Source organism: Flavipsychrobacter sp., from assembly GCA_041392855.1.
In the GTDB taxonomy this organism is placed as follows: Bacteria; Bacteroidota; Bacteroidia; order Chitinophagales; family Chitinophagaceae; genus UBA5543.
In genome coordinates this window covers 2,700,384-2,721,064 of record JAWKLD010000001.1, presented here as the reverse complement: position 1 = coordinate 2,721,064, position 20,681 = coordinate 2,700,384, and the positions used below count along the sequence as shown (strand labels likewise).

At 38.4% G+C, this 20,681-nt stretch carries 17 protein-coding genes; 8 read left to right on the top strand and 9 right to left on the bottom strand.

Translation table 11 applies throughout. The features are described from left to right. Window positions 1–99 precede the first annotated feature (99 nt). Window positions 100–3,501, top strand: coding sequence for a methylmalonyl-CoA mutase family protein (locus R2800_12530; GenBank protein MEZ5017875.1), 3,402 nt, complete (start codon window positions 100–102; stop codon window positions 3,499–3,501). A gap of 239 nt (window positions 3,502–3,740) precedes the next feature. Here R2800_12530 and R2800_12525 read toward each other — a convergent pair whose 3' ends face one another. The 4 genes from R2800_12525 to R2800_12510 are packed head-to-tail and all read right to left on the bottom strand — an operon-like array spanning window position 3,741 to window position 6,630. Next, window positions 3,741–4,835 (bottom strand): EVE domain-containing protein, encoded by a 1,095-nt coding sequence (locus R2800_12525; protein MEZ5017874.1) that lies wholly within the window; start codon window positions 4,833–4,835, stop codon window positions 3,741–3,743. 2 nt (window positions 4,836–4,837) lie between these two features. Next, entirely contained in the window at window positions 4,838–5,923 is a 1,086-nt protein-coding gene (locus R2800_12520) for a DNA cytosine methyltransferase (protein ID MEZ5017873.1), read from the bottom strand. A gap of 42 nt (window positions 5,924–5,965) precedes the next feature. Next, entirely contained in the window at window positions 5,966–6,382 is a 417-nt protein-coding gene (gene vsr, locus R2800_12515; protein ID MEZ5017872.1) for a DNA mismatch endonuclease Vsr, read from the bottom strand. A gap of 20 nt (window positions 6,383–6,402) precedes the next feature. Continuing rightward, window positions 6,403–6,630: a helix-turn-helix transcriptional regulator gene (locus tag R2800_12510; GenBank protein MEZ5017871.1), complete on the bottom strand. Its 228-nt coding sequence runs from the start codon at window positions 6,628–6,630 to the stop codon at window positions 6,403–6,405. A 160-nt stretch (window positions 6,631–6,790) separates the two neighbouring features. Between R2800_12510 and R2800_12505 the strand changes: the two genes are divergently transcribed. Beyond that, window positions 6,791–7,129 carry a PadR family transcriptional regulator gene (locus tag R2800_12505; GenBank protein ID MEZ5017870.1) on the top strand — a complete coding sequence of 113 codons (339 nt, stop codon included), beginning with the start codon at window positions 6,791–6,793 and terminating at the stop codon, window positions 7,127–7,129. 2 nt (window positions 7,130–7,131) lie between these two features. Next, entirely contained in the window at window positions 7,132–7,863 is a 732-nt protein-coding gene (locus tag R2800_12500) for a hypothetical protein (protein MEZ5017869.1), read from the top strand. A 31-nt stretch (window positions 7,864–7,894) separates the two neighbouring features. Here R2800_12500 and R2800_12495 read toward each other — a convergent pair whose 3' ends face one another. Then, a complete protein-coding gene (locus R2800_12495; protein ID MEZ5017868.1) occupies window positions 7,895–8,731 on the bottom strand; it encodes a hypothetical protein in 837 nt (278 codons plus the stop codon). A 233-nt stretch (window positions 8,732–8,964) separates the two neighbouring features. On the opposite strand from R2800_12495, the gene R2800_12490 reads away from it, so the two are divergent. The 4 genes from R2800_12490 to R2800_12475 all read left to right on the top strand — a co-directional run bounded on the left by R2800_12490 (window position 8,965) and on the right by R2800_12475 (window position 15,240). Then, window positions 8,965–11,130 (top strand): TonB-dependent receptor, encoded by a 2,166-nt coding sequence (locus R2800_12490; protein ID MEZ5017867.1) that lies wholly within the window; start codon window positions 8,965–8,967, stop codon window positions 11,128–11,130. 25 nt (window positions 11,131–11,155) lie between these two features. Then, window positions 11,156–11,854, top strand: coding sequence for a hypothetical protein (locus R2800_12485; protein ID MEZ5017866.1), 699 nt, complete (start codon window positions 11,156–11,158; stop codon window positions 11,852–11,854). 173 nt (window positions 11,855–12,027) lie between these two features. Continuing rightward, window positions 12,028–12,837: a DUF4382 domain-containing protein gene (locus R2800_12480; protein MEZ5017865.1), complete on the top strand. Its 810-nt coding sequence runs from the start codon at window positions 12,028–12,030 to the stop codon at window positions 12,835–12,837. 105 nt (window positions 12,838–12,942) lie between these two features. After that, the gene (locus tag R2800_12475) at window positions 12,943–15,240 is read left to right on the top strand and encodes a hypothetical protein (GenBank protein MEZ5017864.1); all 2,298 of its coding nucleotides are present in this window, start codon (window positions 12,943–12,945) and stop codon (window positions 15,238–15,240) included. A gap of 17 nt (window positions 15,241–15,257) precedes the next feature. On the opposite strand, the gene R2800_12470 is transcribed toward R2800_12475, so the two are convergent. From R2800_12470 to R2800_12460, 3 genes are read right to left on the bottom strand one after another with little or no spacing between them, the layout of a single operon-like run. Beyond that, the gene (locus tag R2800_12470; GenBank protein MEZ5017863.1) at window positions 15,258–16,424 is read right to left on the bottom strand and encodes a hypothetical protein; all 1,167 of its coding nucleotides are present in this window, start codon (window positions 16,422–16,424) and stop codon (window positions 15,258–15,260) included. Window positions 16,425–16,427: 3 nt separating this feature from the next. Further along, a complete protein-coding gene (locus tag R2800_12465) occupies window positions 16,428–17,132 on the bottom strand; it encodes a hypothetical protein (GenBank protein ID MEZ5017862.1) in 705 nt (234 codons plus the stop codon). A gap of 11 nt (window positions 17,133–17,143) precedes the next feature. Beyond that, window positions 17,144–17,701 carry a sigma-70 family RNA polymerase sigma factor gene (locus tag R2800_12460; GenBank protein MEZ5017861.1) on the bottom strand — a complete coding sequence of 186 codons (558 nt, stop codon included), beginning with the start codon at window positions 17,699–17,701 and terminating at the stop codon, window positions 17,144–17,146. A gap of 143 nt (window positions 17,702–17,844) precedes the next feature. On the opposite strand from R2800_12460, the gene R2800_12455 reads away from it, so the two are divergent. Continuing rightward, on the top strand, window positions 17,845–18,156 hold the full coding sequence (locus tag R2800_12455; GenBank protein ID MEZ5017860.1) for a hypothetical protein: 312 nt from the start codon (window positions 17,845–17,847) through the stop codon (window positions 18,154–18,156). Here the strand turns inward: R2800_12455 and R2800_12450 are convergent. Then, window positions 18,153–20,594 (bottom strand): TonB-dependent receptor, encoded by a 2,442-nt coding sequence (locus tag R2800_12450; GenBank protein MEZ5017859.1) that lies wholly within the window; start codon window positions 20,592–20,594, stop codon window positions 18,153–18,155. The genes R2800_12455 and R2800_12450 overlap by 4 nt on opposite strands. Window positions 20,595–20,681 lie beyond the last annotated feature (87 nt).

Genomic DNA, 20,681 nt, shown 5'->3' with positions numbered 1-20,681 from the left:
TAACATTTTAAAAAAATATAGCCATTGTAGTTCATTTTGTAACTTTACAGCCCCGTTTCTTTGTTGGTATAACTAGAGATCGGCTATTAAAATAAAAATATGTCATATACTCCTAAGAATAAAGTTCGTATTGTAACTGCTGCGTCACTTTTTGATGGGCACGATGCTGCTATTAACATCATGCGTCGTGTAATGCAGAGCACAGGTGTGGAAGTGATACATCTTGGTCACGATAGAAGTGTACAGGAAATTGTACAATGTGCTATACAAGAAGATGCAAATGCTATTGCTATCACCTCCTATCAGGGTGGGCACGTAGAGTATTTTAAATACATGTACGATCTACTTAAAGAGCAAGGCTGTGGACACATCAAACTTTTTGGTGGCGGTGGTGGTGTTATTTTACCCGAAGAGATAGAGGAATTACACAATTACGGCATCACGCGTATCTATTCTCCGGATGATGGCCGTGAGATGGGGTTGCAGGGCATGATCGACGACCTTATTAAAACCAGTGATTTCCCAACAGGCAACCAACTTAATGGAGAGGCTGGTCACCTAGCAGATAAAACTCCAAAAGACATCGCAAGAGTAATATCAGCAGCTGAAAACTTTCATGACTTACCAGAAACGCAGGCTATACTTAAAAAAGTAGAAGCAGATGCTGCTAAGTCTACCACACCTATATTGGGTATTACCGGTACAGGTGGTGCTGGTAAAAGCTCTTTGGTAGATGAACTGGTTCGCCGTTTCTTACTCGATTTTGAAGATAAGAACATCGGTATTATATCCGTAGATCCTTCTAAACGTAAGACAGGAGGTGCACTACTTGGCGACCGTATCCGTATGAATGCCATACGTAACGATCGTGTATATATGCGCTCTATGGCTACACGCCAAAGCAACCTTGCCGTGTCTAAGCATATCATGGATGCGGTAAATGTGCTTAAAGCAGCAAAATACGACCTTATTATACTAGAAACATCGGGCATAGGACAAAGTGATACACAAATAACTGACTATTGCGACCTGAGCATGTATGTAATGACACCAGAATATGGTGCAGCAACTCAATTGGAGAAGATAGACATGCTTGATTTCGCTGATATAGTTGTAGTCAACAAATTTGACAAACGCGGTGCAATGGATGCACTACGCGATGTAAAGAAACAATATCAACGCAACCATAAGTTGTTTGATAAACAACCTGATGATATGCCGGTATATGGCACTATCGCATCACAGTTCAACGACCCGGGCACCAATACCATGTACAAATCCCTTATGGATTTGATAGCAGAGCGTACCAATGCTGACTTAAAGTCTACTTTTGAGATAAGCAACGAGATGAGTGAGAAGATATATATCATCCCACCAAACCGTACTCGTTACCTAAGTGAAATATCAGAGAATAACCGTAGCTACGACAAATGGGTAAAAGACCAAGCAGCCATTGCCCAAAAGCTATTCGGTATTACCAAGACTATAGAAACATTGCAAAACGGTGATGTAGAAGATAAAGACCGTTTGATTAAAACACTACAGGAAGTATATAGCAAAACTGAAATAGATCTTGACCCTAAGAATAGAATACTAATCGAGGGATGGGATGAGAAGAAGAAGAAATATCAAGACGAATTCTACACCTTCAAGGTGCGTAATAAAGAGCTAAAGATAAAAACACATACAGAGTCGCTTTCTCATACACAGATACCTAAAGTAGCCGTACCAAGGTTTGAAGCTTGGGGCGAGATACTACAATGGGCGTTGAGTGAGAACTTCCCTGGAGAGTTCCCTTATGCAGCTGGTATCTATCCATTCAAGCGTGAGGGTGAAGACCCAACACGTATGTTTGCAGGAGAGGGTGGACCAGAGCGTACCAACAAGCGTTTCCACTATGTATCACTAGGTATGCCTGCCAAACGTTTGAGTACTGCTTTTGATAGTGTGACATTATATGGGCAAGACCCTGACCACCGCCCTGATATATATGGTAAAGTAGGTAACTCTGGTGTGAGTGTTTGCTGCTTAGACGATGCAAAGAAGCTGTACAGTGGCTTCCGTTTAGCAGACCCTAAGACATCGGTATCTATGACCATTAACGGTCCTGCACCAACTATTACCGCCTTCTTTATGAATGCAGCCATAGACCAAGAGTGTGAAATATACATCAAAGAAAATGGACTGGAAGAGGAAGTAAACAAGAAGATAGAAGCTATATATAAAGAGAAAGGCGCTAAACGACCAACCTACAACTCTTCTACATTTAGCGATGCCAAAGTAGGCGAGTTACCTCAAGGTAACGATGGTCTTGGATTGATGCTACTAGGCGTTACGGGCGACCAAGTACTACCTGCCGATGTATATGCTAAGATCAAAGAAGAAACACTGAAACAAGTACGTGGTACCGTACAAGCAGACATACTTAAAGAGGACCAAGCACAAAACACTTGTATCTTCTCTACAGAGTTTAGCCTACGTGTGATGGGTGACGTACAACAGTACTTCATTGACAATGGTGTTCGTAATTTCTATTCCGTTTCTATTAGTGGCTACCACATAGCAGAGGCAGGAGCTAACCCTATTTCTCAATTGGCATTCACGCTAAGTAATGGCTTTACATTTGTAGAGTACTACTTGAGTAGAGGAATGGACATCAATGATTTTGCACCAAACCTATCCTTCTTCTTTAGCAATGGTATAGATCCAGAATACAGTGTTATTGGCCGTGTGGCGCGCCGTATATGGGCTAAAGCCATGAAGAACAAATATGGTGGTAATGAACGTTCTCAAATGTTGAAGTATCATATTCAAACATCAGGTCGTTCGCTACACGCACAGGAGATAGACTTCAACGATATACGTACTACACTACAAGCACTATACGCGATATACGACAACTGTAACTCACTGCACACCAACGCTTATGACGAGGCCATCACAACGCCTACGGAAGAGAGCGTTCGTCGTGCTATGGCAATACAACTGATCATCAATAAAGAGCTTGGCTTGGCTAAGAATGAGAATCCACTGCAAGGTTCGTTCATCATAGAGGAGCTGACTGACCTTGTTGAGGAAGCCGTACTTACCGAGTTCGATCGTATTACAGAACGTGGTGGTGTATTGGGTGCTATGGAAACCATGTATCAGCGTGGTAAGATACAGGAGGAAAGCTTGTATTATGAAACACTGAAACATACAGGTGAATTCCCGATCATTGGTGTAAACACATTCTTGAGTAGTAAGGGCTCTCCTACAGTAAGACCAGGAGAAGTGATCCGCTCTACAACAGAAGAAAAAGAATTCCAAATAGAGACGGTACAGAACTTGTGGAAGCGCTCGGGTGATATTGGCGAACAAAAGCTAAAAGAACTACAACAAGTAGCCATTAGCAACGGTAATGTTTTTGAAAAGCTGATAGATACCGTGAAGTATTGTTCACTAGGGCAAATCACTAAAGCCCTATTTGACGTAGGTGGACAGTACCGTAGAAATATGTAATACATCTTAGTAACAATACATTTTAATCCCTGCCCGTGTGGTGGGGATTTTTTTGTGCCCAAAATGTTACGAATTGTTACAGATAAAGTATGCTGTGAAATGTTACGGCTGGTAGCCAACCACTTACGGGAAGAAATGTTACGCCTTGTTACAAGGCAGTAACAAATGGTACTTAAAAAATGCTGGTGAGATAGGTGCATACAGGCTATAATTACTATAGCAAATATACAACTTTTAAACTAAACCTCAACAAATAACTCTTCAAAAGTCACTACACCTTCTTCATTTGTAGAATACTCTATTAATCTAATCGGGTTTTCGTTTTCTGTATCTTTTCTACTTTTCAAGTAATTAGTGACACCTTCTTCGAATTTATTCGATATATATATACCTTCAATGCTACTAAATGGTATCTTTTTTAAATCTGCATATGCTTTCATGTAGCCAATTAATTGAGAAAGGTCACTAATAGTAATTTTTTGGTCTCTTTTAATCTCAATAATTGAATAAAAGTGTGGCGCTTCATTAATCTCATTATATAAGCATAATATATCTGATCTAAATTGCTGGGTATGTAATATTGGTGCTTCAAGAAGCCATTGTATACTATTATTCAAATCCAGATCGCTAATGATATTCTTTAAGTTTCTTTTAATGCAATAGTAAATATAACCTTGTAAAGCATTTTCATATTTTGAGATATAATAATTATCCCTTACTCTTTTTAACTTAGTAGGTATAAGAGTTAGTTTAAGCGCAGTAGGAGTTTCAAACGTTTCACCTTCTTCTTTCCTAGAAATAAGTTCTCTTGCTTCTAATAGTGTATCAGATACAGATATCTCTTCATAAGTTTTTACATCATCAGTATTTACTTTTGGATTATATCTTAACAGTATTTTTTTCAGATTATCTGCTTCAAGACTTGTAATTTGTCTGATTCCTCTAAATGTTGCATTAGCATCTCTTTCAAATGTACTTATAGAAAACAGGTTGCCCATCTGTATTAACTTAGCTAATTCTGATACTGGAATATATTTTTTATATGCAGATACCTCCTTAAAATTAAACCTAAAAGGATAGCATTGAGTTTCATCTTCAAATAGGTAATCTTCACAGTAATATGGCTCTGAGGTTACTTCAAATAATCCAGCTAAGACCATAGATTTCTTTATATAAAAGAATACATAATCACCTTTCTTTATTGCAAGCAAGTCCGCTACCTTTCCCCATAAAGTTTGTTCTTGATCATTTTCACCTTCAACATTACCATATACACCTTTTTGATATGATATCTCCCAAGCCTTTGGGTTTGTAAAACATATATGAAACATCATAGTTATAGAATTTTCTTAATTATTTTTTGAGCAGTTGCTTGTATTGCAGGTACGGCAACCGAGTTGCCGAACTGCTTATAAGCAGAAGCGTCTGCTACTTCCAGTTTAAATTCGTCAGGGAACCCTTGAAGCCTGGCCCACTCTCTTGGTGTTAACCTTCTTATCCCTTCTCTGTTTACTTCACCTTTTATTTTTGTTACAGGAGTAAAGTCTTTCAAACGTTTATCAATTATTAGGTTACGTTCACGCCCCATGCCACCTACTACAATGGCATTTGCAACGCCTTCGTTTTTTAAAATCTCATAACCAAAACCGTTACCTTTTTGTGCATGTCTTTCCTTATGCGCTCTTAACGTGCTTAGATATTGAGTAGACAAATAGTACTTAGCACTAACAACGTTTTCTTCTATTATATCACTAACCTTAACTGCTATATCTTTCGATTGCGGGTATTCAAAATCGGTAATGGCTAAGTTCTTTCTGAAGCCTACAATAAAAATCCGTTCTCTATTCTGTGGTACACCATAATATTTAGCGTTTATGATTTGCGGGTCAGGCACATAATAATCCAAATCGTCTCTTAACGTGTTTAGAATTGTGCTTAACGTTTTGCCTTTATCATGATTGAATAATCCCTTTACATTTTCTAAAAAAACAGCTTTGGGCTGATGCTTTTTAATGATTTCTGCAACATCAAAAAACAATGTACCCCTAGTATCTTCAAACCCGCCACGTTTACCCGCTATAGAAAATGCTTGACAAGGAAAACCTGCACATAAAACATCGAACTTTTTCGGTATAGCATCTTTAGTGCTTTTTTGGGTAATATCTCCATGTGGTCGATCTCCGAAATTCACTTCATACGTTTTCTGTGCAGATGCATCCCATTCTGATGTAAATACACATCTGCCATTCAGGTTTTGCATAGCTAACCTAAAACCACCAATACCTGCAAACAGGTCAATAAATGTAAAATCTTCTTCTCCCTCTTTTGGTCCGGGAAAAGGAATATTTTTTTCAACTCCTAGTGCCAACTCTTTTACTATTGGTTTCGGCTTCCTTATCTTTTGCACTACAGAACGACTCATGTTCAAAAATACTCTTTTAGGTGAACTTCAAACAACTTACGACTAAAGTGTAAGTTTATCTATCAAATTGCTTAATGTTTCATCTAACTTTTTAGGTTTTAACTCACAAGTCCATATTGTAATTATATTCCAACCTGCACCTTGTAATTGATGTATCGTTTTTTGATCGTTGGCTATATTACCGTTTATCTTTTTTGTCCACCATTCTGTTTTTGTTTTAGGTATGGTGAAATACTTACAGTTTTTATGCCCATGCCAAAAGCAGCCGTGAACAAATATTACAGTATTGTATTTGGGTAAAACAATATCTGGCTTACTGGCAAGGTCTTTAACATGTAACCTATACCTGAACCCATTAGCATGAAGAAATTTGCGAACCAACAATTCAGGCTTTGTGTCTTTGCCTTTTACTTGGCTCATGTTATAACTTCTTGTTTTCTTATCGTGTACATCAGCCATGACACAATTTATATATTTCTTTACTCAAACCCCTCACTAAAAAACTCCGCTAAGGTCATATCAAATATTCTAACCAGCTTTATCAAACTGCTGACGTGTAGTCCTTCACCTCGCTCATATCTACCGTATTGGGTACGCGAAATATCATGCTCATATGCAAACGATTCCTGACTGCTATAGCCTCTAAGCTTTCTTACTTGTCTTATTCGCTTACCAATAAGTTGCATATACTCTTGTTCTCCACTCATGGGCAACAAGGTAAATACCTAACAATAACCATAGCACTACATATATGTACACCTCTGTTTTGTAGCAGCATTTGTTTGCTCACACAATAATTTTTACAAAAAATTAGTTAATACATTGGATTCTTATGTATCTTTGTCTTAGGCATTAATAAACTAGGTTATGATATTTTCTTCAGAACTCATAAAGGGCACGCTTAAGACCATTATCCTCAAGCTGCTTACCGAGCAAGACAGGATGTATGGTTATGAGATCACCCAAAAGGTGAAGGAACTCACCAAAGACAGAATACAGATAACCGAGGGGGCACTATACCCTACGCTCCATGCTTTGGAGAAGGACGGGCTGGTAACCACCGAGCAGGTACATATAGGCAAGCGGGTGCGCAAGTACTATGCCATTAGCCCTGCGGGTACTACTAAGAGTGAGGAGAAGGTGAACGAGTTTGCTGCCTTTATGGAGACCATGACCTTTTTGCTGGACCTCAAACCTTCTGTATAAGTATGTATACGTTGACCGATGAGCAAATAGACTATATCGCTGACGACATTAGACGTAATGGCGTTAGCATGGAGGATCTGCAGTTAAACCTCTTAGATCATATCTGTTGCATCATTGAGCGCGATTATAAAGATGGCGACAATTTCAAACAGCTCTATCAACAAACCCTACAACAGTTTTATACTACCGAGTTGAAAGAGATAGAAGAGGAGACCATCAATTTATTAAACATCAAAAACTATTATCTAATGAAAAAGTCGATGATAATAAGTGGTGCTATTGCCGTATGTATACTGGTAATGGGTGCCATATTTAAAATAGGGCACTGGCCCGGGGCGGGTATACTCATCTTCTCGGGCATGGTGGTGTTCAGCTTGGTATTTCTGCCATTGGTCTTTCTATTAAAAACTAAAGAAGTAGATACAGGGCGAGAAAAGATAATACTAGGAGTGGGTACACTAGCTGGTATACTGTATTTTATATCTGCCTTGTTTCTAATTATGCACTGGCCGGGTGCAAGGGTGATATGGATACTCACACTATCCTTGTCGTTTTTTGTGCTGCTACCACTGTACTTCTTTAATGGTATACGCAAGCCCGAGACAAAGCTCAACACAATAGTGACCACCATTATACTTATTGGGGTACTGATATTACAGTTTGCACTTACACCCGTAGGCATATCTCGTAAGAAAAAAGATGTAGCTACTACCCAACAAGTAGAAAGGAATTAAGCTAAATAGCCACCAATATCGGTGGCTATTTTTATTTTTTGAATAACTGATGTGGGTTGCGAATTTTGACACCAAAATCCATATGCCCGCCACCTGGCATAATATCATTATAATTGCCCCCATTGATCCTGAACCCTAAGCCAAATTGCATATTAAACTTTACAACCTCACCACCAAACTCTAGGTTGACAAAAGGTTCTGCAAATGCATAGGTAAGAGAAGTAATGCTAGGCGTTTGGCTTTTGCCTATATCAAAATATTTATCGGTTATATAATATTTAGCCAAGGGATCATTGCTCGTAAAGTCTGTATACTTCTGCACTACAAACCTTGAGCCCCACATTACCGAAAATTTCTCCCTTACATAAAAACCAATAGCTGGCTGTACAAAGTAGCGGTAATATTTAGTGTTGTAATCTAACACAGGAGTAACAGAACCCCTACGACTCATCTCTCCTGCGCCACCACCCAAATAAATCTCTACAAGCCCCTTAGAACCCATTTTGGAAAAGAAACCAAAACCCAGATCAAATCTATATCCGTTAAAAACACCACCAAAATCAGCTACGCCTAAGGAGTCGTTAAAGGGCTGGGGTCTATTTCTATTGAGCACGGAACGATAAGATGCTATTACACCAAAATTATCTGAAAAAGCATAATTCAGGTCTACTGAAGGAGAAAACCAATCGAAACCTGTAAAAGTTGTATCCTGATCGGGTATATGTAGGTTTGCGGCTACTACAACATTACCATCTCCTTTCTCTTTAAGGCCCGGAGTATTTACCCTATCAGGGAAATAAACACGTGGGGCAGAGCATGACGAGATCATAATAATCACAGTACAGAGTAATAGTAGTTGGCGTATCATAGAAAAATGCTTTAGAATTTTGTTAAGACAAGTATAATGCCAAATAGAAGTTCTTAACATTGACTTAATATAGGGATTAACTATAAGTAATATTTCTACTAACCGACACCTACTATTCGTTCACCTACATTTTTTAGTATCTAGCCGAAATATTTTTCTGTCATAACAATGTCATGTGTAACTTGCGCCATATTATATCACCAAAAAGGAATTTAACATACAGCATCTGCCTTATGACTAAAACATCTACTTTACTAAAAAGCTTAGTCTTTCTACCCATTTTGTCATTATTAACCGTTGCAGCAACGGCACAGTATACCATTAGTGGTAAAATAATCGGTAAAGGCGGAGCACCTGTTAATGGTGCTAGTGTGTATTTAGATAATACATTAGATGGCGGCACTTCTGATAGTATGGGAAATTTTAGTTTCAAAACTACAGAGAAAGGCAGCCAAGTATTGGTAGCTACAGAGGTAACCCATATGGATGCTGGTATGACCATTGAGGTGAATGGAGATGTAACAGGCATAGTGCTAAAAATGAAAGTGAACACCAACATGCTGGAAGCGGTAACTGTAACAGCAGGCTCTTTCGAGGCATCAAGCGGAAAACAAGCAGTACTAAAACCACTGGATATTGTAACTACTGCAGGTGCACAAGCCGACATTGCCAAAGCCATACAAACACTACCTGGCACACAACAACAAGGTGCACAAACAGGTCTATTCGTTCGTGGTGGTGACGCCAGTGAGGCCGCTGTTATCATTGATGGACTTACCGCACAAAATGCTTTTTTAAGTACAGCACCTGGTGTGGCAGCGCGTAGTAGGTTTAGTGCCTTTCAATTCAAAGGAGTAGCTTTTAGTAGTGGTGGTTATAGTGCGCGCTATGGTCAGGCACTATCTTCGGTATTGGAGCTAAATAGTAATGATAAACCTAGCAAGAGTACGCTTAACTTAGGCTTAAACATGGCAGGTGTTTATGCTTCGGGGTCAAAAGTATTTGAGAAAACAAGCATAGAAGGGTCTGCATCTTATACGAATGTATCTCCTTTCTACAGCATCGCGAAAACCAACTTCGACTTCTATGAAGCGCCACAAGGTATAGGAGCTTCTACAAAGTTTACCTACACACCTAAAAAAGATGGTATCATAAAAGCATTGGTCAATTACCAACGTTTCAAAAGTGGCACAAGACTACCCGATCCTACAGATGGTAGTAAATCTTTAGATTTTGGGTTAACAAACAGTACTGTATACAGCACCGTATCTTATAAGCAGAAGCTAAACAAGAAATGGAATTCTTATGTCGCTGTTGGTTATAGTTTTAATGAAGACGATGCTAAGTTTGATACCATACCAAGCTTATCTAAAGACTATCGTACTCAGGCAAGAGCAGAGCTCAACTATTACCCAACAACAAGACTAAGTTTTTTGATGGGTGGCGAATTTCAACATTTCAACTATGATAGAACATTTAGTGTATTCAATACCAACTTTAATGAAACACAAGTATCAGGCTATCTGGAAATGAACTGGACACCCATTAACTGGCTGGCTGTAAAACCGGGTGTGCGTGTTACTAATAGCCAATTAGTAAGTACAACTTCTGTAGCGCCGAGGTTGGCACTTGCTTTAAGAGCAGGGCTACATGGTCAGTTCTCTATAGCTAGTGGTATGTTTTACCAATTGGCCGACCCACAATATTATTTGGCAGGTAGCAAACCGGGTTTTCAAAAATCAGTACACTACATAGCCAACTATCAGTACATGCATAAGAATCGTACAATACGCGTAGAAGCTTATTATAAAGATTATGACCAACTGATAAGAGAGCAAGTAGCAGGGGCGTTTAACGCCAACACTTTCCGTTTCCCTAATGGCAGTATAAGTAATACAGGTAGTGGATATGCTCAAGGTGCCGAACTATTCTTTAGAGATAAGGAAACGGTTAAGAATGGAGACTTCTGGGTATCGTATAGCTATATTGATACAAGAAGACTATTTCAAAACTATCCAGTAGAAGCACAACCTACATTTATAGCCACGCACAATATGAATGTAGTAAGTAAATACTTTATCGAAAAATTGCAAACACAAGTGAACCTTACTTATAACTATGCAAGTGGCAGACCATACTATAACCCTAACAATACTGAATTCTTAGGAGACCGCACTCCCGATTTTCACAACCTGAGTATGACCTTTAACTACCTCACCTCTATTAAAAAATGGTTTGTAGTGGTGTATGCAGGTGTTGATAACGTTACTAACCAAAAGAATGTATTTGGATATCGATATGCTAATGGGAACCGCTATCCTATTGTGCCAGCAGTATACCGCTCGGTATTCGTAGGTGCTAATTTCTCACTATCAGCATTTGACCTTGATGAATTATAATTTTGTAACTGAAAACTAAAACTATATGACACGCTTTTTCTTAACACTACTATGTGCAGCACTAATAACTACTAGTGGATATGCACAAGACATGAACACTGTTTTAAAAAACACGTTCACCAATTTTGATACAACAAGATATGAAGATGTAGAAGCCAAAACAGCTATTAGCAATAGAATGGGGCTTATCGCTAAAAAATGGAAAGATGACTGGGCAGCACACTACTATAATGCCTATACAAAAGCACAGCTATCTTACATACTAGAAGGGATGGAAAAAAAAGATGCAATGATAGATGAAGCGGAGACAGAACTACAAGAAGCAATAGCATTACTTGGTGAAGAAACTGATGAAACTTATGTATTAAAAGCTATGCTTGCACAAGCGAGAATGTCTGTAGATGGTAAAAATCGCTGGCAGAAATACGGTAAGATATTTGGAGAGAATTTGGACAAAGCCAAGGAACTTAATAAAGACAACCCTCGTGTATATCACTTAAAAGGTAGCTCAGTATTCTTCACTCCTAAAATGTTTGGCGGTGGTGCAAAAAATGCAAAGCCATATTTTGAGAAAGCATCTGAACTTTTTGCTATGGAGAATGATAGCGATATGAAAGACCCTTTCTGGGGGAAAAGAGCTAATGACTGGTTCTTAATGCAAGTAGAACAACAGTTGGCTAAAAAGAATAAAGACGACAAAACAGAAGAAGAGGACGGAAAATAATTCCCTAATATCTTAAAGGGATAGTATACAGTAACAGCCTGGTTTTCAGGCTGTTTTTTTATGCCCTAGATTATCTAGTTAACATTTTTTTATGAAAAAACTAAGGTTACCATTTTATCGTACCTATATTAATAAGTATATAATAGCTAAAACTTAAACCAAAATAATAGAGTATGAAGAAGAAAGGATTATTTAAAAAGACAATATTAAGTACAGTATTATTAGCTACAGCAGGAGCCTTGCTATTTTCGAGCTGTACAAAAGACTCTAGCAACCAAAACAACTCTAATACAAGTGCTAAGGTGACTATGCGATTGACAGATGCGCCTGCCGACTATGACGCTGTAAATATTGATATCCAAAAAGTGGAAGTGACCGTTGAAGGTAGTACAGCAGTTACACTAACACCGGTACGTGCAGGTATTTATAACTTACTTGATTTTAGAAACGGCATAGATACTTTATTGGTACAAGCAGACTTGCCTGTAGGTAAAGTAGGGCAGATAAGATTAGTACTCGGAGACAGCAACTCTGTAGTAGTTAATGGGCAAACACATGCTCTTAAAACACCATCAGCACAAGAAAGCGGCCTAAAACTTAATCTGCATGAAGAACTTGCAGCAGGAGGTTCTTATACTTTTTGGATAGACTTTGATGCGGGTAAATCAATAGTTGAAACAGGTAATGGTAAATACAACCTTAAACCCGTAATAAGAGCATATACTGCACTTACTAACGGTAAAATAAAGGGTACCGTACTCCCACAAACTGCTATGACCACCGTATACGCATCAGACGGTGTAAATACTTATACAGCTATACCTAATGCCGACGGTACATTTGTATTCAGCGGTATGCCTGAAGGTACTTATACGATTACTATGGATGCAGCTGTAGCATTATTTACAGATGTTACACTCAATAATATTAAGGTCACTTATGGTCAGGAGACAGACCTGGGTGTTACTACTTTGATACAATAAGATTCATTGTGTGTCTTAAAAGAAGGAGTTTGGCAAAAAAGCCAAGCTCCTTTTTATTTTTAAACCAACCCCTTATTATGTATTTTCAGTCCATAGAATTAGTATATGCAAAAGAGAATACAACAGCTACCATATCTATTTTGTTACCTAATAGCAATAGTTTTTGGACTAAAGCAACTTAGAGAACCCGATGTTTGGTGGCAATTACTTACCGGCAGGTGGATGTTAGAGAACGGTGCTATTACTCGTACCGACAGTTTTTCTTACACCATGGAAGGTACTGAGTGGATAAACGTAAAATGGTTGTATGAACTTATTATTGCAAGCTTAGAAAAAGGATTTGGACCACATGTAGTCATACTGCTTCAAGTAGCCATAAACGTCGCTATTGCTTATTTACTCATTCGCTTGATACAACTTTTCTTTAAGCGCTTTGACATAAAACACTCTGACTTTTTCACTGTACTCTCCATATTTCTATTCTTTAGCATTGCTGAAAACCGAATGACAGGCAGACCTGAAATGGTAAGCCATCTAATGACCACCCTATACCTTTACATCCTTTTCAAAAATCCTTCTTTCAACTGGAAAAAAATATTCTGGCTAATACCACTACAGTGCCTTTGGGCTAATATGCATGAAGGGTATCCAATAGGTATTATCATTATCGGCACATTTGCCTTAGGTAGTTTTTTGTCTTACCTACTTAGTAAAAACAAAGACTACCTGCAACAAACCATAAGACTTGGTGGAGTAGGCTTAGCAGCAATTGTAGCAATACTACTTAATCCCAATGGACTACAGCTTTGGAAACAGCCTTTCGAAATTTTCAGGCAGCTAAGTGCTAATAAATATACCATTGAGTTGTTTTCTTTTACCGAAGCTCAGTATTGGACACTTCAAGCAAAAGCAAACTTTATAGTTATAATAGTTGCCGTTATTTTTTGGGTAGTATATATCATCAGCAAGCGCAAAGGCAAACCTAGCTTATTCAGACCCACAACTGTTGCTTACTTAATTCTTTTAGCTCTATTCGGCTACTTATCATTATCAGCCAATAGAAATATTCCTTTTACAGAGATCATATTTATTCCTTCTATAGCTATTGCTATCCCATATTTAGCAAGTAGATTCAATCTAAATCAGCAAGGGTGGTATCATAAACTATCAAAGCGTTGGGCAGTGATCACTATCATTATTGGTGCCTTGTTGTATGCAAGTGTAGTAAGTAATCAATTTTATGAGTATAACAACTCACCGAACAAATATGGTGCTCATGTAAGCATGCTGAATAACCCTATAGGTGCTGCCAACTTTATTAAGAAACACAACATAAAAGGTCCTGCATTTTCAGACTATTTTATATCCTCTTATTTACTATGGGACAACTACCCTAACTTCAAATCATACATAGACCTAAGAGATCTGGATATATTTCCTTCCACTTTTTTTGACGATTATTTTGAGTTGAATTATAACCCGTCCAAATTTTACGCTTTAGACTCTATTTACAATTTCAACTATGTGGTTCTTAGTACTTCTCAATTACCGTTGCTGCAACAGAAGCTATATTGGGGGCATGGTTTCAATGTGGTATATGTAGACCCTGTATCTATAATACTATTGAGAGAGAATGAAGAAAATGATGCCTTTAATCACAACTTAGGCGTACAGCAACTCTTTACTTGGCCGGAGCAATATGACGACCCTGCTTGGGCAACATTAATATCTAAGTTCTTAAACCCAACACTTGATTATGACGAAGATGAAAGCCGTGTTAATGCACCTAGATACGGCGCTGTATTTTATAACTCTGTAAATAATTTTAAAGTAGCTAAAAGATTACTACTGCCTGCACTATACACTACCGATCTGCGAGAAGATGCTGTTGCATTTAGCACCATGGGTAATACCTATGTTGAGTTTGGCAACGTTGCTGCCAATGAGGGTGAACGTAGAAACAGATTAGATAGTGCTAGAATGTTTTTAGAAACTGCTATCTCCCTTGATGATAAAACAGCGAGTGCTTATAGTGGGTTGGCTAACTTAAGTCTTATGAATGGATTGCCACAGGCTGCGGTAGACTACTTGGATACTTATATAAAACTAAAACCTTTAGACGATTTCGGTTATTATTTACGTGGCATTAGTTATCACTTTCTACTAGACTTGCCCAACGGGTTAGATAATGCAGACAAGATGATCAGTGATATGAAAAAATCGCTGGCCATTAATGAACACAGTACCAAAACACATTTATATATAGCTGAAGGCTATTATAAAAAGGGAGATAAAACCAATACAAGAACGCACCTTAAAGAAGTTATTGCTGCAGACAATTATTGGGTAGCGGAAGAGAAAGCCCTTATAGAAAAACTAAAAGATTGGACAGGGATGAAATAATCCCTGCCCGACCTTTATTAAAATAATCTCATAGCTACTGTTATCCCCGACCATACTTGGTTGTCTTGCCCCTTCATATCCAACAAGTATAGATTACCCGTTACCCTTATAGCAGGAGATACGCCAAAGTGGAAAAACATGCTATACATATTGTGCGGCTCAATACTTGGATGATCACTCATAATGTATCCAAACCCTATTGAAGTATTATAAATAGGTACTTGTGAAACTTTTCTGTTAATGATAGTACCTATCTCTGCATTGAAGGAAACGGTATTGTAAAAGTCAAACCGTGCAGTATTCACTTGTTCAAACTGTGGTAGCGTTACGAATGATGCTCTAAAATAGGTGTACTCTGTTTTGTTGTCAGGAAATTTATAAGATACACCCATCTCTAAATTTGGTGTAAGCTTATGCCTAAACAAACTGGCACCTATATAGTAGTCTACATCTATTCCTTTCAATATACCGTTTCCTCTATTGGTAACAGTTAATTTTTCGCTCTTATCAGTTTCCATGGGTTCATAGGCAATGCCTACCTTATGGTACCAGATGTCTTCTTTTTTCCATCTGCTTCTTTTAGCTGCTACAACACTGTCTAATGTGTGTACGATATCTGCTATCAAAGCCTTGTTATTAGCAATCACCTGCATATCACTAATATCCTTTAATACAAAAGTATATTGTATCTGAGCCAGCTCTTCCAACTCCTTATTTCTACCAGTATTCTTTTTATAGGTCTTCAACACCTGTACGGTATCCATACCTATTTTCAACGCTGCAGACTCTTGTCCATCCACTACAAATATTCCATCGTCATTATGCTCTTTTAGTTGCACCATAACTGGTTTATTATTCATGGGCACATGTAAGCCCAACCATTTAGATGCATCTTGGTCTTTAAACTTGTCCGATACATTATCAACTGTACCAGCAGCAATGTCACAAACACTTTGCAGGTCTGATGGTGTAGGCCAGTAGCTCATTCTATAAAAATCTATGAGCAGAAAATTGTCGTTGGGCAGGGTTACTTTTATAAAATGATTCTTATCAAGATGATCAATATGAAATAATGTTTTTTTGATCCTTGCTTCATTCTTAACCGGAAATTGAAGTTCTTCTTGACCGTAAGTGGATACCGCACCACAAAAGATCATTAATATGGCTATGATATAACTTTTCATGATTTACTTTTTTAGCATTTTTCTTAATACAATGGGCTGATTTGTACTGCTAGCACTCATAGTGTGTGTATGAGCCACTTGCTTTTTTAATTGTTGAAATGTTGACGACGCAGACTCCGGATCGCTTAGTACTATCTGCCTGTCTTCATTATCTATATCTAAAAGATGTACCGCTTTTCTTTTCAGTGGCGATTTTATTTCTGCCACTACTTCTTCTTGTTGCTCTATTTGCTTTGGTGCTATTGTTGTTGGGGCTGGCTTTATTTTTTCTTCGTTTTTTGTTGTAGCAATAATTTCTTTAGGAGCCTCTTTTACCTGATGTTCTTTTACTATTGGCTTTTCTTTTCTCTCCACAGTAGCCACGGCCTCTTCTACAGTTTGGGCATTTTCAATAGTATTATATGATGGCACACTAGGCTGGTTGATGATAATAGTAGGCTGTGTTGTTGGTGCTGTTTGTTCTACCGCTATTGGCGCTGTCACCCCCCCATTAGATAACCATTGATTGACAGAAACCCCACCCAACAAAAGCCCTGCCACCACTGCTGCAGCATAACGGAACCATATAGGGATAACTCGTTTTTTATCTGCTGCTTGCAGGCGCTCTTGTAGATCAGACCACTCTGCTTGCTTATCAAACGATGGCATAATATCGTTCAAGTCGGCACTGTCTAACCTCTTTCCCAGCTTTTCAAATTCTCTTTTCATCACTGTATTTTTTAGTACATCAATTTTATTTTTTCTTTCAGCATTGTCTTTGCTTTATGCAGCTGCGACTTGGAGGTATTTTCCGATATCTGCAACAATGCTGCTATTTCTTTATGTGTTTTACCTTCTAAAGCATAGAGGTTAAAAACTGTTCTATAACCCGCTGGCAGTTCTTGTATCAAACTAATGATCTCTTTTGCCGCCATAGTATCCAGTGCACTTATGTCTACCGCTACCCCTTCATACACATTCATATCGTCCGATGCTATTATCAGATCTTTCTTTTTTCTCAAATGCATCAAACATTGGTTCACTACTATTTTCTTCAACCATGCGCTAATACTTCCTTCACCCTGCCACTCAAACTTGTCTATGTTTTTAAAAAAGTTGTAAAACCCATCCATACAAGCCTCTTTAGCATCTTCATGGTCTTTCACATATCTGATACATAGCAACAGCATACTATCCACGTACTTGTCGTAGAAGAACTTTTGTGCCATACGGCTGCCTTTTCGGCATTCTGCCAAAGCTACCTGTTCATCAATGGTATATGTGTCTGGTACTCCCAATAGTCAGGTTTTGTTATGCGCTAACAACTATATAAATGCAGGGTTGTGCTAAATGGTTGCCTGAAGTTCAAAAAAATATAATAATTCTTGTTTTTAGCCCTTTTTAGGTCTTTTATTAACTTTATAGCACTAAATATCAATATATGAAAAAGGTATTCTTCTTTAGTTCGCTCGTATTATTATCCATTCTAGTAGCTGTGCCTGGCTATGCGCAAAACTTCAAAGCCAAACAGCAAGAGCAGGAAAAAGCTATTAAATATGCTTATAAAAAGAAGAAGATCACAGAGTTAGAGTACAATAAGCTCATGCGTGAGCAAGAGATCATCAAACAAACCATTGAGGATTACAATGTAGACAAAGTACTTACCTCCAAAGAGAAAAATGCCATACATAGCAAGCTTCTTCGAGCGCAAAAACGACTAAGAAAATACAAGACCAATAGTGAGGTGTACTAGAATGCCAGTATAAAGCCTATTGTTGGTATTACTGTAGGGTCTGAATCGTTGATGATATATGGTATGGCATTGCTACCGTCTTGTTTTACGGGTTGCCCATCTGTAGTAGCAAAGGCGGTGTTATCCTTAGTACGTTCAAATGTATATCTAGGATACTGAGGCTGCACACTAGCGTATACATTGCTTATATCCAGATAAACATCCAGTGTCCAGTTATTAAAATTCCACTTCTTGTCTATACGCACATCCATAGCATGAAAACCCTGTAGCCTTTGGGTATTAAATCGGCTATAGTCTATAGTACCCACACCAGTTGATAGATAATTGATCCTTGATGCATTATTATCGAACGGAGAATATGGCGCGCCACCTTGATAGCGGAACTTAACGCCCAATTCATAATTACGCTTGAACTTATACCCTCCTATAAAGGACAACAAGTGTCTATTATCCCAAGAGGCAGGTGTATACACGCCATCAAGGTTAGCAAACTCACTTTTAAAGTAGGTGTAAGATAAGATAGCAAATACTCGTTTGGTCAGTTTCTGTTGAAACTGAAACTCCACACCATAGCTTTTACCTTCTCCTGTAGTAGCAACAGGCTCATTGCCCAGCACATTAAAGTCGCCACCTTTATTGGCCAAAGAGATGCTATCTATAAGGGAAACAGAATAGTTGCTGTATATCTTATAGAAACCCTCTAGCGTAAATCTTCCTCCTTCCCAAGGCTGGTATTCTAAACCTGCCACATAGTGGTCGCTTTGTGTATAGGAAGCAGACTGGTTAGTAAAAGCTCCATTATTTTGATATCCTAATACTGTATAGGTAGGTATCTTATAGTATCTACCAACTGATGCATTCAGCTTAATACTTTCTGTAAGCAATAGAGAACCTGCCAATCTTGGCGAAATGGTTTTGCCTAGGTTATTACCATCAGTAGTAAATGTATTGCCATCAGTACGCAAGCCAAGAGATAAGTTCAAACGCTCTTTGAAAAATTTACGCGCCACTTGGGCAAAAGCACCATACCGCCAAAAGTTGATATTGGTATTGCCTTGTACAATTAAGGCTGGTTGTACGATATTATTATTGGCATCGCGCACTTCACTGCGTATACGATTGTAGATATTATTACTAAACTGATCGTACTGCGCCATCACCCCGAATGAATAGCTCCATTTGCTATAAAACTTATTCCACTCAAAGCGTAGTTTATTCTCGGCTTCTTGCGATGCTATTTTTAAAGTTCGCTGTGCTTCGTTAGGGTTTTGATTGTCTTCAAACTTATTGAGCTCATTGTTCAGCATATTTCTGCTAAAGGTCAAGTTCCAATAACCTTTCTTCATCAGCCCCTTTAGTCCATAGCCATTAGTATAGTTCCACTGGTCTATTAGCGGATTACTTCTTAGTATATACACATTCTCAGGGCTCAACTCATCAGGCGTGTTGAAACGAAACTTGTCAATAGCACCGATGCCCAACGTATAAAATCTCAATTTGTCATTTATCTTATAATCTATTTTGTACTGAAAATCCCAATAAGACGGACTAATAGGCACTTGTAAAGCGCTAAAGAGCAACTGTAAATAAGACCTACGTGCCGATGCCATAAAGGTGAGCTTGTCTTTCTTTATAGGTCCGTCCAAAGTATAGGCTAGCTCTGTAGCACTAAGCCTTATATTGTGTTGCACCTTTTCAGGGTTCGCTTGTCGCTGCTTCAATTGTAGCACACCCGATAGTGGGTTATCATATTTGGCAGGGAAGGCGCTTGTATAAAGGGTCACATCGTCAATGAAAGAAATATTGACAATACCTGTTGGCCCTCCCGCGCTACCCTGTGTAGCAAAGTGGTTAATAACAGGCACTTCTATACCATCCAGATAATATACATTCTCATTAGGTGCACCACCACGAATAATGAGGTCGTTACGGTAGCCACCTACCGAACCCGACGTACCGCCCACACCAGGGAAAGCCTGTATCACTCGGCTCACATCAAAATTACCACCGGGATTACTCTTTATCTCTTGAGAGGATAACGACTGGATGGACAATGGTGTTTCCGCTCTTTTCTGAAATGGCTTACTACGTATCACAACCGTATTCAGTCCTATACTATTAGGTTCCAAGTCAATGGTTAATATCTCTGCATTACCCGACGTGATGACCACATTATATATGGTTCTATTCTTATGATCTATTGACTTTGCCGTAATGCTATAAGTCTTAGGCGGGATGTTATTTATTGTGAATTTTCCATCTATATCGGTAACAGCACCTAACGCTGTACCATCCAGAGTTACCGTTACACTAATGAGCGGCTCTAGTGTTTTGCTATCTCTCACCTCTCCCGTAAGTGTACCTACAGGGCCTAAACGTTGTGCCATTGCCGCAGCACTGAAAAGTATTATCGAAAATAGTAGTACTAGTTTTTTCATATAGTGCATAATCACAAAATACTAATCAATATGTATAATAAAGTACAAGCAAAGTTGCATTAATATATCTTTGAAGGCGATTAGCAG